Origin of the sequence: Rhodococcus sp. YH3-3 (genome assembly GCF_001653035.1) — a bacterium.
GTDB lineage: Bacteria > Actinomycetota > Actinomycetes > Mycobacteriales > Mycobacteriaceae > Rhodococcus_F > Rhodococcus_F qingshengii.
In genome coordinates this window covers 1,460,258-1,475,946 of sequence record NZ_BCWH01000001.1, presented here as the reverse complement: position 1 = coordinate 1,475,946, position 15,689 = coordinate 1,460,258, and the positions used below count along the sequence as shown (strand labels likewise).

The window sequence follows — 15,689 nt, the reverse complement described above, 5'->3', positions numbered from 1 at the left end:
ACTGATCGTAGATCGGGTTCCGCGCCTGCAGCGCAGTCAAACGTTCAGCAGAGCGGACGTTTCTAGTGATGGCTCACGAACGACTGTTTGGTGCCGGTCGGAGCCGTTTCGAGCTTGTGCTGCTCTTCTTCGTCCTCGTCGTCGAGCATCGTGGCTTCGTTGAACGGAATCTTCCCGTCGAGTACCTCGACGACGCGTTCCTTGTCGATCGTCTTGGTCCAGGCGCCGACCAGGAGAGTCGCAACCGCATTGCCCGAGAAGTTGGTGATCGCTCGCGCTTCCGACATGAAGCGGTCGATTCCGACGATGAGTCCGACGCCGTCGAGAAGCTCGGGGCGATGGCTCTGCAGTCCGCCTGCCAGCGTGGCCAGACCGGCGCCGCTGACTCCGGCAGCGCCCTTGGAGGCGATGATCATGAACACCAGCAGCGAGAGCTGTTCACCGAAACCGAGTGGCTGTCCCATGGCGTCGGCGATGAAGATCGAGGCCATCGTCAGGTAGATCGCGGTGCCGTCGAGATTGAACGAGTAGCCCGTGGGAACGACGATGCCCACCGTGGTGCGCTCGACGCCTACGTGCTCCATCTTGGCGATCAGACGCGGCAGTGCCGATTCGGAGGACGACGTGGCGAAGATGAGCAGGTACTCACGGGCCAAGTACTTGACCAGCTTGAAGATGTTGAATCCGGTGACGGCGCGCAGCAGCGTTCCGAGAACACCGAAGACGAAAATCAGGCAGGTCAGGTAGAAGCCGATCATCAGCGTGCCGAGCTGGACGACGGCGTTCAAACCGGTCTGGCCGACGACGCTGGCGATGGCACCGAAAGCACCGATCGGGGCGAGCCAGAGGATCATCGTCAGGATCTTGAACACGAGCTTCTGGATGTATCCGACGGCCTTGAGGATCGGTTCACCCGACTTGCCGAGCGACTGGATCGCGAAGCCGACCAGAAGGGCGACGAACAGAGTCTGCAGCACGCTACCGGCTGTGAGGGAGGACAGCATCGACGTCGGAATGATGGACGCGATGAAGTCCCAGGTACCGCCCGCGCTGTGGGCCTGATCTGCAAGCTTGGCCACGGAGGCCGCATTGGGCGTGATGTTCAGGCCACTGCCCGGGTTGAGCAGGTTGCCGACGCCCAGGCCGATCGCGAGTGCGATGGTGGACATCCCGATGAAGTAGGCGAGTGCGAGGCCGCCGACCTTGCCGACCTTGGCCGCCGCTCGAACCGAGCCGATGCCGAGCACGATGGTGCAGAAGATGACCGGGCTGATCATCATCTTGATCAGGCTGACGAACAACGTGCCGAGTACACCGACGGACTTACCGAACTCGGGTGCGAGCCAACCGACGAGGATGCCTCCGATGACCGCGACGATGACGCTCATGTAGAGCCAATGCGTCTTGTCGCGCTTTGCCTTGGTGCCCTCGGGCTGTGGGGAACCGTCTACTGTCCCTGTTGCCGTGCTGCTCATGGGGTGTCCTTTGGATCGGATATCTGTGAAGTGATCGGGATCACTTCGAGTCGTGGAGAATTCTTGTTGCAAACAGGTGGGCCCGGAAGTTTGTGTTCATTACGTTCAGGAGGCGCTCGATGGTCGAACGAAAGACCGGCCGACGTATGAGCGTCGCCAGGCAGATCCTGCTCCTGCAATTGGCGTTGTTGGCGCTGGTCATCGGTGTGGGAGCCGCGCTCGCAGTTGTCGACGAACGCCGAGACAGCGACGACGCGATCCGCAGGCAGGTGAGCTCGATAGCGCAGACTCTCGCCCTGTCGGATTCGACGGCGGCAGCCCTGACGAGTCCGGACCCGACCGCGATTCTGCAACCACAGACCGAGAAGATCCGACAGGCAACCGGCGTCGATTTCATCGTGGTGATGGCGCCTGATCGCACTCGGTTCACCCACACGAGCCCGGAGCTGATCGGTCAACTCTTCACCGGGAACATCGACCGCGCACTTGCCGGCGTGACCTTCACAGAGACGTACGCCGGGTCGCTGGGGCCGTCGATCCGCGCAGTCACTCCTGTCTACGATTCCGGCGGAACCTTGGTCGGTCTGGTTTCTGCCGGTGTCACCCGCGAGCAGATCAGCAAGCAGTTCGCCCAAAGTGTTCCGGTCATCCTGTTCGTTGCCGGCGGCGGTCTTCTTGCCGCCCTCCTGAGTTCACTTCTGGTGAGTCGGCGTATCCGGCGACAGACCCTGGGGATGGCGCCGGATGAACTGCGCACCATGTACGAACACCACGACGCCGTCCTGCACAGCATCGGTGAGGGTCTGGTGGTGATCGGGCGAGGCCGAAGCAGAGATGCGCGAGTGGATATCGTCAACGACGAAGCGCGTCGCCTCCTCGATCTACCGGACGGGCCCGTGCCACTTTCGTCCATCCCCGAGACCATGCGAGTCGACGACGCCTCTCCCGCGAAGGATCAAGTGCACCTCACCGACAAGCGTGTGCTGGTGGTCAACCAACACCCGGTTGAGTGGGAGGGCAACAGAATTGGCACCGTGCTGACAATTCGCGATCACACCGAATTGCAGAACGTACTCGGGGAATTGGATTCGGTACGCAGTTTTGCCGAGTCGCTTCGATCGCAAGCCCACGAGAGTGCAAATCGTCTGCACACGATCATCACGATGGTCGAGTTGGGCCGGAACGAAGACGCAGTGGCCTTCGCCACCAATGAATTGCGAGTGTCCCAACAGTTGATAGATCGTCTGATGAATGCGGTCCACGAGCCGGCGCTCGCCGCACTGCTGCTCGGGAAAATGAGTGAAGCGGCCGAACGCGGGGTCGACCTGACCATCACCGAAGACACCGCGCTCGGTCCGGTTCCTTCGCTCAATGCACGCGAGTTGGTCACGCTGGTCGGCAATCTCGTGGACAATGCTATTGACGCATCGCGCGCGAGCGAGTCTCCGTGGGTGGAAGTGACGGTAATGGAAGAGGATTCGATGATGGTTGTTGCCGTCGCCGACAGCGGCCCGGGAATGACACCCGAAGCACTCGAAAAGGCCAAGGGCCGTGGCTACTCCACAAAATCCGGCTCTCGCGGACTCGGTCTCGCACTGGTCTCTCAAGTGGTGAAACGGCACGGCGGCACGCTCACCAGCGAGCCGGCGATGGGCTCCATGCTGGTTGTCCGTATCCCGCTGCGCGAGGCGGAAGCACCGCGATGATCCGTGTGCTGATAGTCGACGACGAACCGTTGATCGCCCAGGCGCACCGTTCGTACGTCGAGCGTGTGCCGGAATTCGTGGTCCACGGCGTGGTTCATTCCGGGAACGCCGCCGTGCGTGCAGTTACGGCGGCCAACGCCACCGACCAGCCCATCGACCTGGTCCTGCTCGACATCGGGTTGCCCGACGCCAGCGGTCTCGACGTGGCTTCCGCCCTGGGCGGTTTGCGGCCCAGTCCGGACATCATCGCGGTTACCTCGGCGCGCGATCTGGAGGTGGTCCGAAGCGCCGTGGCTCGCGGGATCGTCCTCTATCTTCTCAAGCCGTTCACTTTCGCAGCATTCCGCGACAAGCTCGAGCGCTACCTCGAATATCGTGCAGCGCTTCCCGCTGGAGAGTCTGCGGTCAGTCAACACGACATCGACCGCGCGATGTCCGCGCTACGAACGTCCGACGATCGAGCAGCGGCACCGAAAGGCTTTGCGTCTCAAACACTCGGACTCGTCGCAGCGTCTGTCCGGGATTCTGAGGGACCCGTGACCGCTGCAGAGGTGGCAGCATCGGTCGGCGTGTCCCGGGTGACAGCCTGGCGCTACCTGGAAAAGCTGGCAGACGACGGCATGCTCACCCGGGAGACCGAGTACGGGCGCGCTGGGCGCCCTCAGGTTCGTTACCGCAGAACCTGATTGACACAGAACCTGACAGTCACCGAACCTGATTGACACAGAAGCTAGTTCGCGCCCACGGTGTCCAACACCCAGGCGAACTCGAACGCGACCTCTTTCCACTTCTCGTACCGACCGCTGACACCGCCGTGTCCGGCGCTCATCTCGGTCTTGAGAAGTAGCGGAGCATCACCGGTCTTGGTGGCGCGCAGTTTTGCGACCCACTTGGCCGGCTCCACGTACAGAACACGGGTGTCGTTGATGCTCGTGATCGCAAGAATGGCGGGATAGTCCTTGGCTTCCACGTTCTCGTACGGGCTGTACGAGCGCATGTAGTCGTAGACGTCCTTGTTGTGCAGCGGATCTCCCCATTCGTCCCACTCGATGACCGTCAACGGCAGCGACGGATCGAGAATCGACGTCAACGGGTCGACAAACGGAACGTTGGCGAGAATGCCGGCAAACAGTTCCGGAGCGATGTTGGCGACAGCGCCCATCAGCAATCCACCTGCACTACCGCCGTCGGCAACCATCCGGTCGGCCGACGTGACACCGGTGTCGATCAAATGCTTTGCGCAAGAGACAAAATCGGTGAAGGTGTTCTTCTTGGTGAGCGTCTTGCCGTTTTCGTACCAGTGACGGCCCATCTCGCCGCCGCCGCGCACGTGTGCGACGACGAAGACGACACCGCGATCGAGCAACGACAAGCGGGCAACCGAGAACGACGGGTCGATGCTCGCCTCGTAGGAACCGTAGCCGTACAACAGCAGCGGCGCGGGACCTTCCGGCGCACCTACGCGCCTCACGATCGAGAGCGGAATGCGGGTTCCGTCGTCGGCTACTGCCCAGTCGCGACGCTGCTCGTAGTTACTCGCATCGAAGTCTCCGAGAACGGGCTGCGACTTACGCAGTGCCAGTTCACCACTGGCGACGTAGTAGTCGTACACCTGCCCGGGAGTGATGAATGAGGTGAATCCGAGCCGGATGGTGGGCTGCGCCCATTCCGGGTTGGACCCCATGCCGATGCTGAAGAGTTCTTCGTCGAAGTCGATCTCGTGGCGTTCGCCGTAGCCGTCATCCGTCAACGGCCACACGGCAACCCGAGTGAGCGCCTCGCGTCGGTAGCTCAGGACGAGGTGTCCGGCAAAGGCTTCGGCTTCTTCCAGACGAACGTCTGCGCTGTGCTCGATCAGCGTCGTCATGTTCATCGGATCCGACACGGGAGCTTCCACCAACACGAAGTTCTCTGCCTTGATGCCGTCGACGACGTCGTTGTGGAGGATCAGGAAGCGGTCCTCTCCCCCGATCACGGCGTGCTCGGCCCCGTACTCGACGCCCTCGCGACGCGGGATGATGACGCGGAAGTCGCCTTCCGGGTTCGCCGATTCCAGCATCCAGCCTTCGCTGGTCACCTTGGAACCGACCCAGATCATCAGGTACTTCTCGCTGCGGGTGGACCCCACCGAAACCCAGTACCGTTCGTCGGGCTCGTGGAACACCGAAACATCTTGACTCTGCGGCGTTCCCAGCTTGTGACGCCACACCGTGTCCGGACGCCAGGAGTCGTCGACCGTCATGTAGAAGACGTGACTGTGGTCGATCGCCCAGGTGGCGCCAGGCGCGGTATCGGGAATCTCGTCGGCGAGCATCTCACCGGTCTCGAGGTTCTTGAACCGCAAGGTGTACCGCTCGTCGCCGACGATGTCCACCGAGTACGCGAGCAACGTGCCGTCCTCGCTGATGGAGAACGCGCCGAGCGAAAAGAACTCGTGCCCTTCGGCTTCGACGTTGCCGTCCATGAGGATCTGCTCGTCGGCCAGCTCGACGCCGGGCGTCAGGTCGGGCGGAGTCCAGTCGTCTTCACCGGCGATGGGGCACCGGCACTGGACGGTGTACGACTTGCCTTCCACGCTGCGCGAGTAGTACCACCACTTACCCATGCGAGTGGGCACCGACATGTCGGTTTCCTGCGTCCGCGACTTGATCTCCTGGAAGATCTTCTCGCGCAACGGCTCGAGCGCGGCCGTCTGCTCGTCGGTGTACGCGTTTTCGGCTTCGAGGTATGCGACTACCTCGGCGTTGTCCTTGTCCCGCAGCCACTCGTAGTCATCGACGAACGTGTGTCCGTGATGGGTACGTTCGGTGGGGACCTTCTTTGCGACCGGCGGGATCAGGCTCATGCGCTGGGACCGACCCAATCGTCGAAGGACAGACCGGAAATGCGCTCGTACGCCTCGATGTAGCGTGCACGGGTCGCGTCGACGATCTCCTGCGGCAACGGCGGCGGTGTCGTGTCCGAGCTACGGTCCCAGCCGGATTCAGGGCTCGTGAGCCAGTCGCGCACGAACTGCTTGTCGAAACTGGGCTGCACCTTGCCCGCTTCGTAGCCTTCGAGAGGCCAGTAGCGCGACGAGTCGGGGGTGAGCACCTCGTCGGCGAGCACGAGGTTTCCAGCGGAGTCGAGACCGAATTCGAGCTTGGTGTCGGCAAGGATGATTCCGCGATCGGCTGCGAAGTTGGAGGCGCGGGCATAGACGTCGAGAGTGTCCTCGCGAAGCTGCACTGCCAGCTTCTGGCCGACCTTCTCCACTACCTGATCGAAGCTGATGTTCTCGTCGTGATCCCCGAGAGCCGCCTTGGACGCCGGGGTGAAGATCGGGTCGGGCAGACGCGAGGCCTCGACGAGGCCCTCGGGCAACGCGACGCCGCACACTGCGCCGGTGTTGTTGTAGTCGACCAAGCCGGAGCCGGTGAGGAAGCCACGAACGACGCATTCGACGGGAACCATGTCGAGGGAGCGCACCACGAGAGCGCGGCCGAGAACCTCTTCCGGGATGCGATCGTCGTCGGGCTCGCCGGCCAGGTGGTTGGTGCCACCGAGGACGTTGAAGAAGAACACGCTCATCGCGGTGAGCACGCGACCCTTGTCCGGGATCGGCGTGCTGAGCACGTGGTCGTAGGCCGAGATCCGATCACTCGCGACAAGCAGCAGATGCTCGTCGTCGATCGTGTAAAGGTCACGGACCTTGCCACCGGCCAGATGAGTGTAGGAATCAAGTGTAGGACGCACCCGGTCACCCTATCGGGCGTTCGCAGTTCGTACAGAACCCCGGTAGCCGGGACAGGTAAGCGTCCTCGCCGATCGGAGAGCTGTCCGCCCTGCTCATCCGGATATGCAGGTGGCCCCTCGCCAGCAGGCGAGAGGCCACCGTCACAGTCGATGAACTACTGGTTTGCGGGCAGCTTCGACAGGCCCTCGTCGATCGAATCCAGCGTCAGAAGAGCCGTCTGATAGGTCGCGGCCAGCGAATGCTGGACCTGGACGACGTTGCCGGCCTTCACTGCGGGCAATTCCTTCCACAGCTCGGAATTGACCAGCTCCTGCAACTGCGGAGACATCGAGCCGTCGGCGTTGAGGCCGTAGACGATCACGTCGACATTTCCGAGATTTTCGCCGATCTTCTCGATGGATACCTGTTCGACGTGGATGTCGGCGGGGTCTGCGGGGGTGCCGGGGAACTGCAGTCCGAGTCCGTCGAAGAGATTGGTCGTGTACGAAGACGCGTACTCGCGTGAGAAGGTGCCGGCCTCCGGCTTGCAGACGTTGCACACGCCGCCGAAGGTCAACGAGCCGAGCTTGTCCTTGTACTTCGCGGCCAGTTCGGCGGTTTTGGCGTCGTAGTCGTCCTTGAACTCGCCGTAGGTGTCGGAGACATTCGCGGCATCGGCGAACTGCTCGCCCAGCACTCGCCAATCAGCAGGAACCGTCGGTCCCAGGAAGACGACGGGAGCGGCCGCCTCGAGCTGCGCCATGTCCAGCTGGCTTTCGACTCGAGCGGGAACGCCCATGATGATCAGATCGGGCTCGGCAGCGACGATTCCCTCGTAGTTGAGCTGGGAGACGTTGCCGTCGGGTGCGACCTTCGGCAGAGCTTCGTAAGCGGCCTTGGTCTTGTCGTCCATGTTGCCGAGTTCACGGGTCCACTCACATACTGCTGCCAGGTTCGCTCCCGCCTGAATCAGCGGCAGAACTGCGTATCCGCAGGCCACGATCCGTTGCGGGTCGCTCGGGATCTCGATGGATCCGTTCTGTGCCTCGAAGACACGGGTCGGCGAGCTCGCGGCTGTCGTCGACGATTCGGACGACGCCTCCTCGGAGTTGCTACAGCCGGCGACGCCGACCGCCAGCGCAGCTGCTGCGCCGATCACCACTGCACGGCGAAACCGCGACAGACCTTGAACCCGCATGTTGAACTCCATCTGAACGCACCGGACTGCTCCGGAATTGATTTGGTGAGGCTAACCAATATCAGGGCACTGGACCTTTACACAAACACAGCTCCCGAGGAATGAACTGCGCCTCCCGAGCCGCCCACGCTCACAGCAGCACGCCTCCCACTGAGAGGGAGCAAAGCAAGATTCCTCTCGAATCGGACACGCGAACTCGCTACCTTGCCTTCGCGATACCTCATCGACTCGCCACTCTCTCCGCTCGACGAAGGGCTCACACATGTCCCGATCCACCCGTACCTGCTCACTACGGTCTGCCGCGGCCATTGCGTTGACCAGTAGCTTTCTCATCACCGGTTTCGGCGCCTCGATCGCGCAGGCCGAACCTGGCCCCTCGGCTCCGCTGTTCGGCTCGCTGGATTTCGGATCCAGCAACCTCGGCAGTTCCGAGCAGACCCCAGATGCGCCGCGGCTGACCGGGATCGACAATTTCCGCGACGTCGCAGGCACCGGCGCCGGATACTCGGGGACTTTCGGCCTGCCCGTGAACAAGGGAGTCTTCTACCGCGCGAACGCGATCACGCCCAAGGGCGATGACATGAGCAATCTCGAAAAGCTGGGACTGACAAAGGTTTACGATCTGCGCACTGAACCCGAGATCGCCAGTAAGCCCGATGTCTTGCCCGACGGGGTTGCGTACGAGAACATTCCGATCCTGTCCGGGAACATCGCCGAGATGATCGCGAAGATCAAGTCCCCCGAGGACTCACGATCGATGATGCAGGACATGAACCGCGCCTTCGTCACCGGAGCGACGGAGCGAGCCGGGTTCGCGCAGTTGCTCACGGGTCTCGCGGAAACCGAAGGTGCACAGGTCTTCCACTGCACCGCAGGCAAAGACCGCACCGGCTGGACGTCGTTTCTGCTGCTGAGTATCGCCGGTGTCGACCGCTCGGTGATCATGAACGACTACTTGCTGACCAACGAGTACACAGCCGAAGGCATGAAGGCCACGCGCGCGGGCATCGCGGCGAGCCTGGGCGAACAGATGGCCGTCAACATGGAGCCCCTGTTGGGTGTCGAGGCAAGCTATCTCGATGCCGGTCTCGCCCAGTTGGACCAGACCTACGGGTCGGTCGATCGGTACCTGACCGAGGGCCTGGGTCTGAGCCCGGCGACTGTCATGACGCTCAAAGCCAAACTGCTGGGCTGAGTGGCACGGATGCCCCGGGTTCGACGAGGGATCGGACCCGGGGCACGTGTACTTCTCTGCCCGTGCCGCGGCGGATGCGCCGCAGCGTCCCGTGCGTCAGCGCGATACGGCGATCACGTTGTTTCGGTACGCCCAGATGACGATCTGCACACGGGTACGCACCTGCAGCTTCTTGCAGATGTTGCTGATGTGCGACTTCACCGTGCTCTGTTCGAGGCTGAGGGAATCTGCGATGTCGTTGTTTCCCAAGCCTTGTGACAGCAACTGCACCACATCCATCTCACGCGCACTGAGACCGTGATCCGATCCGGAGCGCGCCGTGGACATCGGTGCCGGCTTGCGCCTCGCGAACTCCACGATCAGTCTCGACGTCAATCTCGGCGAGAGCACCGAACCACCTTCGGCCACGGTCAACACTGCCGACGAGAGCTCTTCGGGATCGGCGTCTTTGAGCAAGAACCCTGCGGCACCGCTGTCGAGCGCCTCGAAAACGTACTCGTCGAGATCGAACGTGGTGATCACGATGACGCGGGTCCCGGGAAACTCGGCAAGGACCTCCCGAGTCGCAGTCAACCCGTCGCCGTGCGGCATTCGGATATCCATCAGCACGACGTCCGGACGCAGTGCACGCACCTGCTCGTACGCCTCGACTCCCGTCTTGGCATGCCCGACGACGCGAATCTCGGGGTGACCGGAGAGAAACAGCTCGAACCCCTGCCGTACCACCTGCTGGTCGTCTGCAATAAGGACATCGATCATGCGTTGATCCTCCCGTTCACCGGCACCAGTGCCTGCACAGCCCACTCACCTTCCGAATTCGGTCCGGCGTCCAGTTGACCACCCATGAGCGTCGCGCGTTCGCGCATTCCCACAATTCCGAGGTTTTGCCCGTCGGAGGCCGGGCGAGCATTCCCGAGAGTATTGACCACCCGTACCCTCACCGCACCGGCTTCTCGACTCAGACACACCTTGGACTCGCTACCCGGCGCATGGCGAAGGACGTTCGACAACGCCTCCTGCACGATGCGGTAACACGTCAACTGGACTCCGCTGTCCAGGTCGTCGAAGCGGCCGACCTTCTCCAACGAGATCGACGAGATGGTGCGCTTGCAGTCGTCCACCAACTCGTCGATGTCGGAGACCATGGGCGTCGGGAAATCGGGGTCTTCCTCACCCAGGCGAAGTATCCCCACGATCTGCCGCAAGCTGTTGAGGGCCCGCTGACCCTGCTCGATGACGCCCCCCAGAAGGGCTTGTGCTTGTTCGGGATTGCTCGAGAAGAACTTGTCGGCGGCACGAGCCTGGATGATCATGCCGGTCATGTGGTGGGCAGCGACGTCGTGCAGTTCACGTGCCATGTCCTGCCGTTCGGCGACAACGGCATTCGCGATCTTGCGTTCGCGGTCCCGGTGCAGATCCGCTACTGCCTGACTGTTCTCCACTGCTTGTTTTCGCAGGCGCGCGACAATCTTTCCCATGGCTGCGACGACCAGGAAACTCGTGACGGTGTTTGCCGCCGGTTCGAGGAACAAGTGAGGCAACTCCCCCACCTGAACCTCGGCGACCGTCAGCCCGTCCCGTTCGGTGAGATACATCGCCAAGATCACGTCCATCGCCATTCCGAGGACCAGCAGTCCGACCAGGCGCATGCCTGTCACTCGGATGGACACTGCCATGATCGCGAACCAGAAAAGCGGCGTGGCCCCCAGCGATCGACTGCCGAGGAAGAGCATCAATCCGCCGGATCCTGCCAACGTCAGGAGGTAGTACGCGATCGGGTACCGCCGGCGCGCACACGCCACAACGGTCAACACCGTCAGGAAACCCATGATGCCGACGACGGTTCCCGGATCGCTCAGCACTCGATTGCTCGTCTCGGGTTCAGTCTTGAGACTGGCGAGACCGAACACCCACGGCACACTCAGCAGGCCGACGATCACGGCCGCCGTGGCCGGGTTGTTCAGGTTGAAACGTCCCCACCCTCGCGATGCCAGGGCTTGCCCCGGGGCATTCTGACCAGCCGAGTCGAACATCCACTCCCCATTCCGCATCCGATGATTGACGTTCATGGTGGCATGCGCGCACCACTTGGTCCCACATTCGGCGAACGTGAAGGGAATGTTCGATTCCCGGCTCCTACCAAAGCACTAGTTGAAAGTGAAAGGCCTAGTACTTATGGCTCAGCTGAACTGCTCGACCAACCGGTTCACCATGTTGGTTGCGCTGTAGTAGTCGAGACGGAAGGTGTCCAGACCCACGGCATAGACATGGTGGTCACGAATTGCAGGATGCTGGGCCAACAGGGGAAGTGCCTCGACCGCTTTCACCGCACCGTCGTCGGCGCTGACCAGGATCAGGGTGTTGCCCGCGATACCGTCGTAGAGGTTCTCCGCCGAGACCTGAATGATGTCCTTGCGCTTACCCATGGATTCACTGCTCTTCGCGGACTCGGGAATGTCGGCGACCGTGAAACCCATCGCCGTGAGCAACTTCGCCTGCCCGGACTCGTGCGTCCAGATATTGGCGCCGCTGCCGTCCTCGTAGTAGACGAGCGCGGTGGTCGGCTGCGGGGGAAGTGTGATCTTGGCCTTCGCGGCCTCTACTGCGCTGTCGAACTTCGCGACCGTGGCCGCCGCGTTGTCTTCGAGACCTGTCGCCTTACCCAGCACAGCGGCGACTTCCTGCCAACTACTTCCGCCGTAGTCCACCACGATTGTCGGCGCGATGGCCGTGAACTGTTCGTACAGATCGACGACGGAGTCACCTCCAGTTGCCGAGACGACGATCAGGTCCGGGTTCTGCGCCAGAACGGATTCCGCGTTCGCACCGCCCATCGGCAACACTGCAAGTCCGCGTTCTTCTGCTATGTCGCCCCACTGTGTGAACAACCCCTGCGCATCCGAGACGTCGGTGTTCGGTCCCGTCGATGCGGTAGCCACCACCGGAGCGTCGATCGACAACAGCGTGCCCGTCAGCGTCACACTGGTCGAGACGATCCTCTCCGGCTTCGACGTGATCTCCACCGGCCCCTTCGGCGTTTCCACGGTACGCGGCCAATTACCCTGCGATGCAGCTGAGTCAGCATCGGAATCGGCATCCGCAGAACTACAACCGACGAGGGCGAACCCTGCTACCAAGACTGCGGAGAGCACCTTCAGGGTGCGTGATTTTTTCATTGTGACGCCCACTGGCGGACCACTCCTCGAATTCAAAAGCCCATCAAATTAGGTTAGGCTGTGCTCATGCTAACTCAGGCGGTGACCGAATTGTCCGCTACCCTCGCAGCCTCGCCCGACATCGAGACGTCCTGGAATCGGATAGTGCAACAAGGAACGCCGATCATCGAAAGCATTGATACACAGACTGTTCGAGTTACGTTCCTCTGGCGTCAGCCCGAGGAGACCGAGGTCGAGCGCGTTTACCTGGATGCAAATTCGCTGACCGACCATCACGCAGAACAACTCAGCGTGATGCAGCGACTCGGCGACAGTCCGGTGTGGTTCTACACCGCCGAAGTCTCGAACACCTGGCGTAGCAGTTACAGCATCATCCCGGTACCGAAGTCCGTAGTCGACGAGTTCGACTATCCGGGAGCAGGCAAGGAAGACTCGACCCGCCGCACCCGCTGGTTGGGGTTGCTCGAGCACCGAATTGCCGACCCACTCAATCCGCTTTCCGCAGGTGTGGACACAAGGCGTTCCGTCGCCGAGATGCCCTTGGCGCCGGTCCAGTTCGGTTGGGATGCTCCAGTTTTCAGGAAGTCGGTACAGCTCACCTGGGCTAGTTCGACTTTGGACGTCGAGCGGCCGGTGTGGATCTACGAGACCGTGGACGACGGATTGACACCGCTCGAAGAACGGCCGCTCGTGATACTTCTCGACGGGCGCCACTGGGCCGAGGTCATGCCGGCAGGCGCCGCCTTCGATCGTGCGGTCCAGACCGGCAAACTGAAATCCTGCGTTCTGCTTGCCATCGATTCCGTTGACAATCAACGCCGTTCGCAGGAATTGCCGTGCAACCGCGACTACTGGAGTGCAGTCGTCGACGAACTACTTCCGCAGGTGCGCGCCGTCGCACCCTTCTCGTCTGATCGAACGCGAACGGTGGTCTCGGGACAGAGTTTCGGCGGCCTGGCTTCGATGTTCGCAGCACTCGAATTCCCCGAACACTTCGCGCTGGTCGCCAGCGGGTCCGGTTCATTCTGGTGGCCGACAGGCTTGAAGCGCGGCGAGGATGGTCCGCCGGGTGGAGACATAGCCGCGCGCATCGAGCGCGATGGCGTGCCGGACGGTTTACGCGTTGTCCTCGAAGTAGGTAAGCACGAGTCCGACATGGTCGGGCACAGCGCAGCGGTCGCACAGGCACTGAAGGCCGCAGGAGCGCAAGTATCGTGTCGGATCTTCGACGGCGGCCACGACTGGTTGTGCTGGCGCAGTGTCCTTCTGGACTCCGTTGTCGAACTGATCGGCAGTCCGTGAGACAGACCACGCTCTAGGCCGGCTCGATGTCACCAAGCTTCCAAGTCCGATCGAAATATGGTTCGAGCGGTCCGTAGAAGCGGAAGTACGAGAACCAGTGCTGACCCGCAATGGTCTGAACCCAATTGGGTTCCTTCCCTACCGGAGCTGTAGGTCCGTAGTAGAGATCCACCGAACCGTCCTCGTTGACAACAAGATCGGGATCTCGCGAGCCACGGTCACCTCGGCCCTGCTCGTTGTCGACAAGGCAGCGTGTGTCGACCGAGTAGACCGTCGCGGACCAGAACAACTTTGCTGGGACATCGGCGGGTACGTGGAGTGTGTAACTCTTTCCTCCGTCCAACCAGTGGCCCTCGGCGTCGGCGTAGCTACCCAGATATGCCTGCCCGAGTCCGGGCGTCGTACTCTTCATCGCCTCGGAGAAGGTGACCGCCTCGTAGAACCACGACGCGCGTTCGTAGAACTCGTCGTAGTTGTCCCCTCGCTGAGCTGAGTTGTCCAGGACAATCGCCAAGTCCCACTGGCGATCCGGCCAGTAGCGCGAACCGGGGAAGCGTTTGACGAACGCATTCGCCTGGGCGAACACCTCCCCCACTTCGACGGCCCGTCGCAAGATCTTTCTCACTCGATCATCCGGGGCGAAGGGCTTGCCCTTCTCAATCCCCAGCTGCCGAAGCCACGCCATCGGGAAGCGGTCGCGCTCTTCGACAGGTTCGTCCTGCACGATGTCGTGCAGGAGTTCCCAGTATCGAAGGTCTCGCGGCTGAATTCCGCTCCAGGGCTTGCCGTCCGGTGAGACCAGACGCGTCGGAGTCGGATTCTCACGATCGGAGTACGGGTACACCCGGACGGCGTCGACCAACGCGTCCGAGCGCGCCGGGTCGGGATCGAGCGTGCGGAAGCCGAACATGATGTGCATCATCGGGGAGTGGACAACGGTGTAATCACCTGTGTCCTCGACACTCTGACCTGGGCCGACTACCAGGGTCTTGCCACCCTTGCCTGCATCGGGGCCCATCTCACCGAGCACCGCGAATTCTCGTTGCCAGAAATCTGCGATGCCCCCGGCGGTCGGCCCTGGCGGCAATTCGATCACCAACGGCCCCGTTGCACCGAGATCGAAAAAGTTCAAGATGTACGGAGTCGTCGCGTTGGCGGTGATCAGGCCTAGTCGGTCACGATATGAGCGGTAGACGACGATATCGGAGGCAGTTGCTCCGAAGATGTTGGTATGCACGTCCATCCACTGAGCCCAGGACACGATGGGTATGGCCCACAAGTACGCCTGCACTGCTGTTTGGAAGTCGAGCTCGTCGAAGACCGTTGCGATGGTTTCGCGAGCGGGAAGCTCTCCGTCCCTCGGGACAAGTCCGCAGGAATACGTCAGTTCGATGTCGGCCATACCCAGATGATGCTGGGAGAAACCTCGGCGCGAATCACCCACACCGGGTGAACCTCTAGTTCAGTGCGCCTCGAATGACGGCAGCCGTGCTGTCGAGGATTGTCCGATTGGGCGTGCGAGGTAGGGCGCGCAGGCCGAAGCCGTCGCCGCGATTTCGCGGAATGACATGCAGATGAACATGGAAAACTTCCTGCCCCGCAACAGCTCCGTCGGAAAGGTGCAGATTCACTCCGTCGACGGGGAGAGATCCGGTACGCATCGCCGCGGCGATCTTCTGCGCGACGGCGAAGATCCTGGCACCGTCGTCGGGATCGAGCGTGGACAATCCACTGGCGTGGCGCTTCGGCACGACCAGGAGATGGCCGGATGTGAACGGCCGAATATCCATGAAGGCAAGGACATTCGCGTCGTCGTAGACGACGCTGGCCTCGGCCTCACCGGCGATGATGGAACAGAAGATGCAGTCCATGGTCTCCGGCCCCTGTGCGCCTTTTCGGTAGTGGTGACCACCGAAAAGGCG

At 61.9% G+C, this 15,689-nt stretch carries 13 protein-coding genes; 4 read left to right on the top strand and 9 right to left on the bottom strand.

The window, feature by feature from the left end; genetic code table 11:
* Window positions 1-62 precede the first annotated feature (62 nt).
* On the bottom strand, window positions 63-1,475 hold the full coding sequence (locus tag YH3_RS06825; RefSeq protein ID WP_007734438.1) for a C4-dicarboxylate transporter DctA: 1,413 nt from the start codon (window positions 1,473-1,475) through the stop codon (window positions 63-65).
* Window positions 1,476-1,594: 119 nt separating this feature from the next.
* Here YH3_RS06825 and YH3_RS06820 point away from each other — a divergent pair, with 119 nt between their 5' ends.
* Window positions 1,595-3,181, top strand: coding sequence for a sensor histidine kinase (locus YH3_RS06820; protein ID WP_007734437.1), 1,587 nt, complete (start codon window positions 1,595-1,597; stop codon window positions 3,179-3,181).
* On the top strand, window positions 3,178-3,867 hold the full coding sequence (locus tag YH3_RS06815) for a response regulator (protein WP_003945570.1): 690 nt from the start codon (window positions 3,178-3,180) through the stop codon (window positions 3,865-3,867). The genes YH3_RS06820 and YH3_RS06815 overlap by 4 nt, the downstream gene beginning before the upstream one ends.
* A 44-nt stretch (window positions 3,868-3,911) precedes the next feature.
* Here YH3_RS06815 and YH3_RS06810 read toward each other — a convergent pair whose 3' ends face one another.
* From YH3_RS06810 to YH3_RS06800, 3 genes are all read right to left on the bottom strand, one after another.
* Complete coding sequence (locus tag YH3_RS06810; protein ID WP_007734436.1) at window positions 3,912-6,026, bottom strand: S9 family peptidase; 2,115 nt, start codon at window positions 6,024-6,026, stop codon at window positions 3,912-3,914.
* Window positions 6,023-6,916, bottom strand: coding sequence for a phosphoribosylaminoimidazolesuccinocarboxamide synthase (locus tag YH3_RS06805; RefSeq protein WP_003945463.1), 894 nt, complete (start codon window positions 6,914-6,916; stop codon window positions 6,023-6,025). The genes YH3_RS06810 and YH3_RS06805 overlap by 4 nt, the downstream gene beginning before the upstream one ends.
* A gap of 155 nt (window positions 6,917-7,071) precedes the next feature.
* Window positions 7,072-8,106 (bottom strand): ABC transporter substrate-binding protein, encoded by a 1,035-nt coding sequence (locus tag YH3_RS06800; protein ID WP_007734435.1) that lies wholly within the window; start codon window positions 8,104-8,106, stop codon window positions 7,072-7,074.
* A gap of 250 nt (window positions 8,107-8,356) precedes the next feature.
* Here YH3_RS06800 and YH3_RS06795 point away from each other — a divergent pair, with 250 nt between their 5' ends.
* A complete protein-coding gene (locus YH3_RS06795; protein ID WP_007734429.1) occupies window positions 8,357-9,289 on the top strand; it encodes a tyrosine-protein phosphatase in 933 nt (310 codons plus the stop codon).
* Window positions 9,290-9,385: 96 nt separating this feature from the next.
* Here the strand turns inward: YH3_RS06795 and YH3_RS06790 are convergent, their stop codons facing one another.
* The 3 genes from YH3_RS06790 to fepB form a co-directional block, all read right to left on the bottom strand.
* On the bottom strand, window positions 9,386-10,048 hold the full coding sequence (locus YH3_RS06790) for a response regulator transcription factor (protein WP_003945911.1): 663 nt from the start codon (window positions 10,046-10,048) through the stop codon (window positions 9,386-9,388).
* Window positions 10,045-11,358, bottom strand: a complete 1,314-nt coding sequence (locus YH3_RS06785) for a sensor histidine kinase (RefSeq protein WP_003945842.1) — start codon at window positions 11,356-11,358, stop codon at window positions 10,045-10,047. The genes YH3_RS06790 and YH3_RS06785 overlap by 4 nt, the downstream gene beginning before the upstream one ends.
* A gap of 111 nt (window positions 11,359-11,469) precedes the next feature.
* Window positions 11,470-12,465 (bottom strand): Fe2+-enterobactin ABC transporter substrate-binding protein, encoded by a 996-nt coding sequence (fepB, locus tag YH3_RS06780; protein WP_037132295.1) that lies wholly within the window; start codon window positions 12,463-12,465, stop codon window positions 11,470-11,472.
* A gap of 66 nt (window positions 12,466-12,531) precedes the next feature.
* Between fepB and fes the strand changes: the two genes are divergently transcribed.
* Window positions 12,532-13,767: an enterochelin esterase gene (fes, locus tag YH3_RS06775; RefSeq protein ID WP_064443484.1), complete on the top strand. Its 1,236-nt coding sequence runs from the start codon at window positions 12,532-12,534 to the stop codon at window positions 13,765-13,767.
* A gap of 13 nt (window positions 13,768-13,780) precedes the next feature.
* On the opposite strand, the gene YH3_RS06770 is transcribed toward fes, so the two are convergent.
* Together YH3_RS06770 and YH3_RS06765 are read right to left on the bottom strand one after the other, a co-directional pair.
* A complete protein-coding gene (locus YH3_RS06770; protein WP_064443483.1) occupies window positions 13,781-15,169 on the bottom strand; it encodes a DUF1254 domain-containing protein in 1,389 nt (462 codons plus the stop codon).
* A 55-nt stretch (window positions 15,170-15,224) separates the two neighbouring features.
* Window positions 15,225-15,638, bottom strand: a complete 414-nt coding sequence (locus YH3_RS06765; protein ID WP_042920316.1) for an HIT family protein — start codon at window positions 15,636-15,638, stop codon at window positions 15,225-15,227.
* Between the last annotated feature and the right edge of the window lie 51 nt (window positions 15,639-15,689).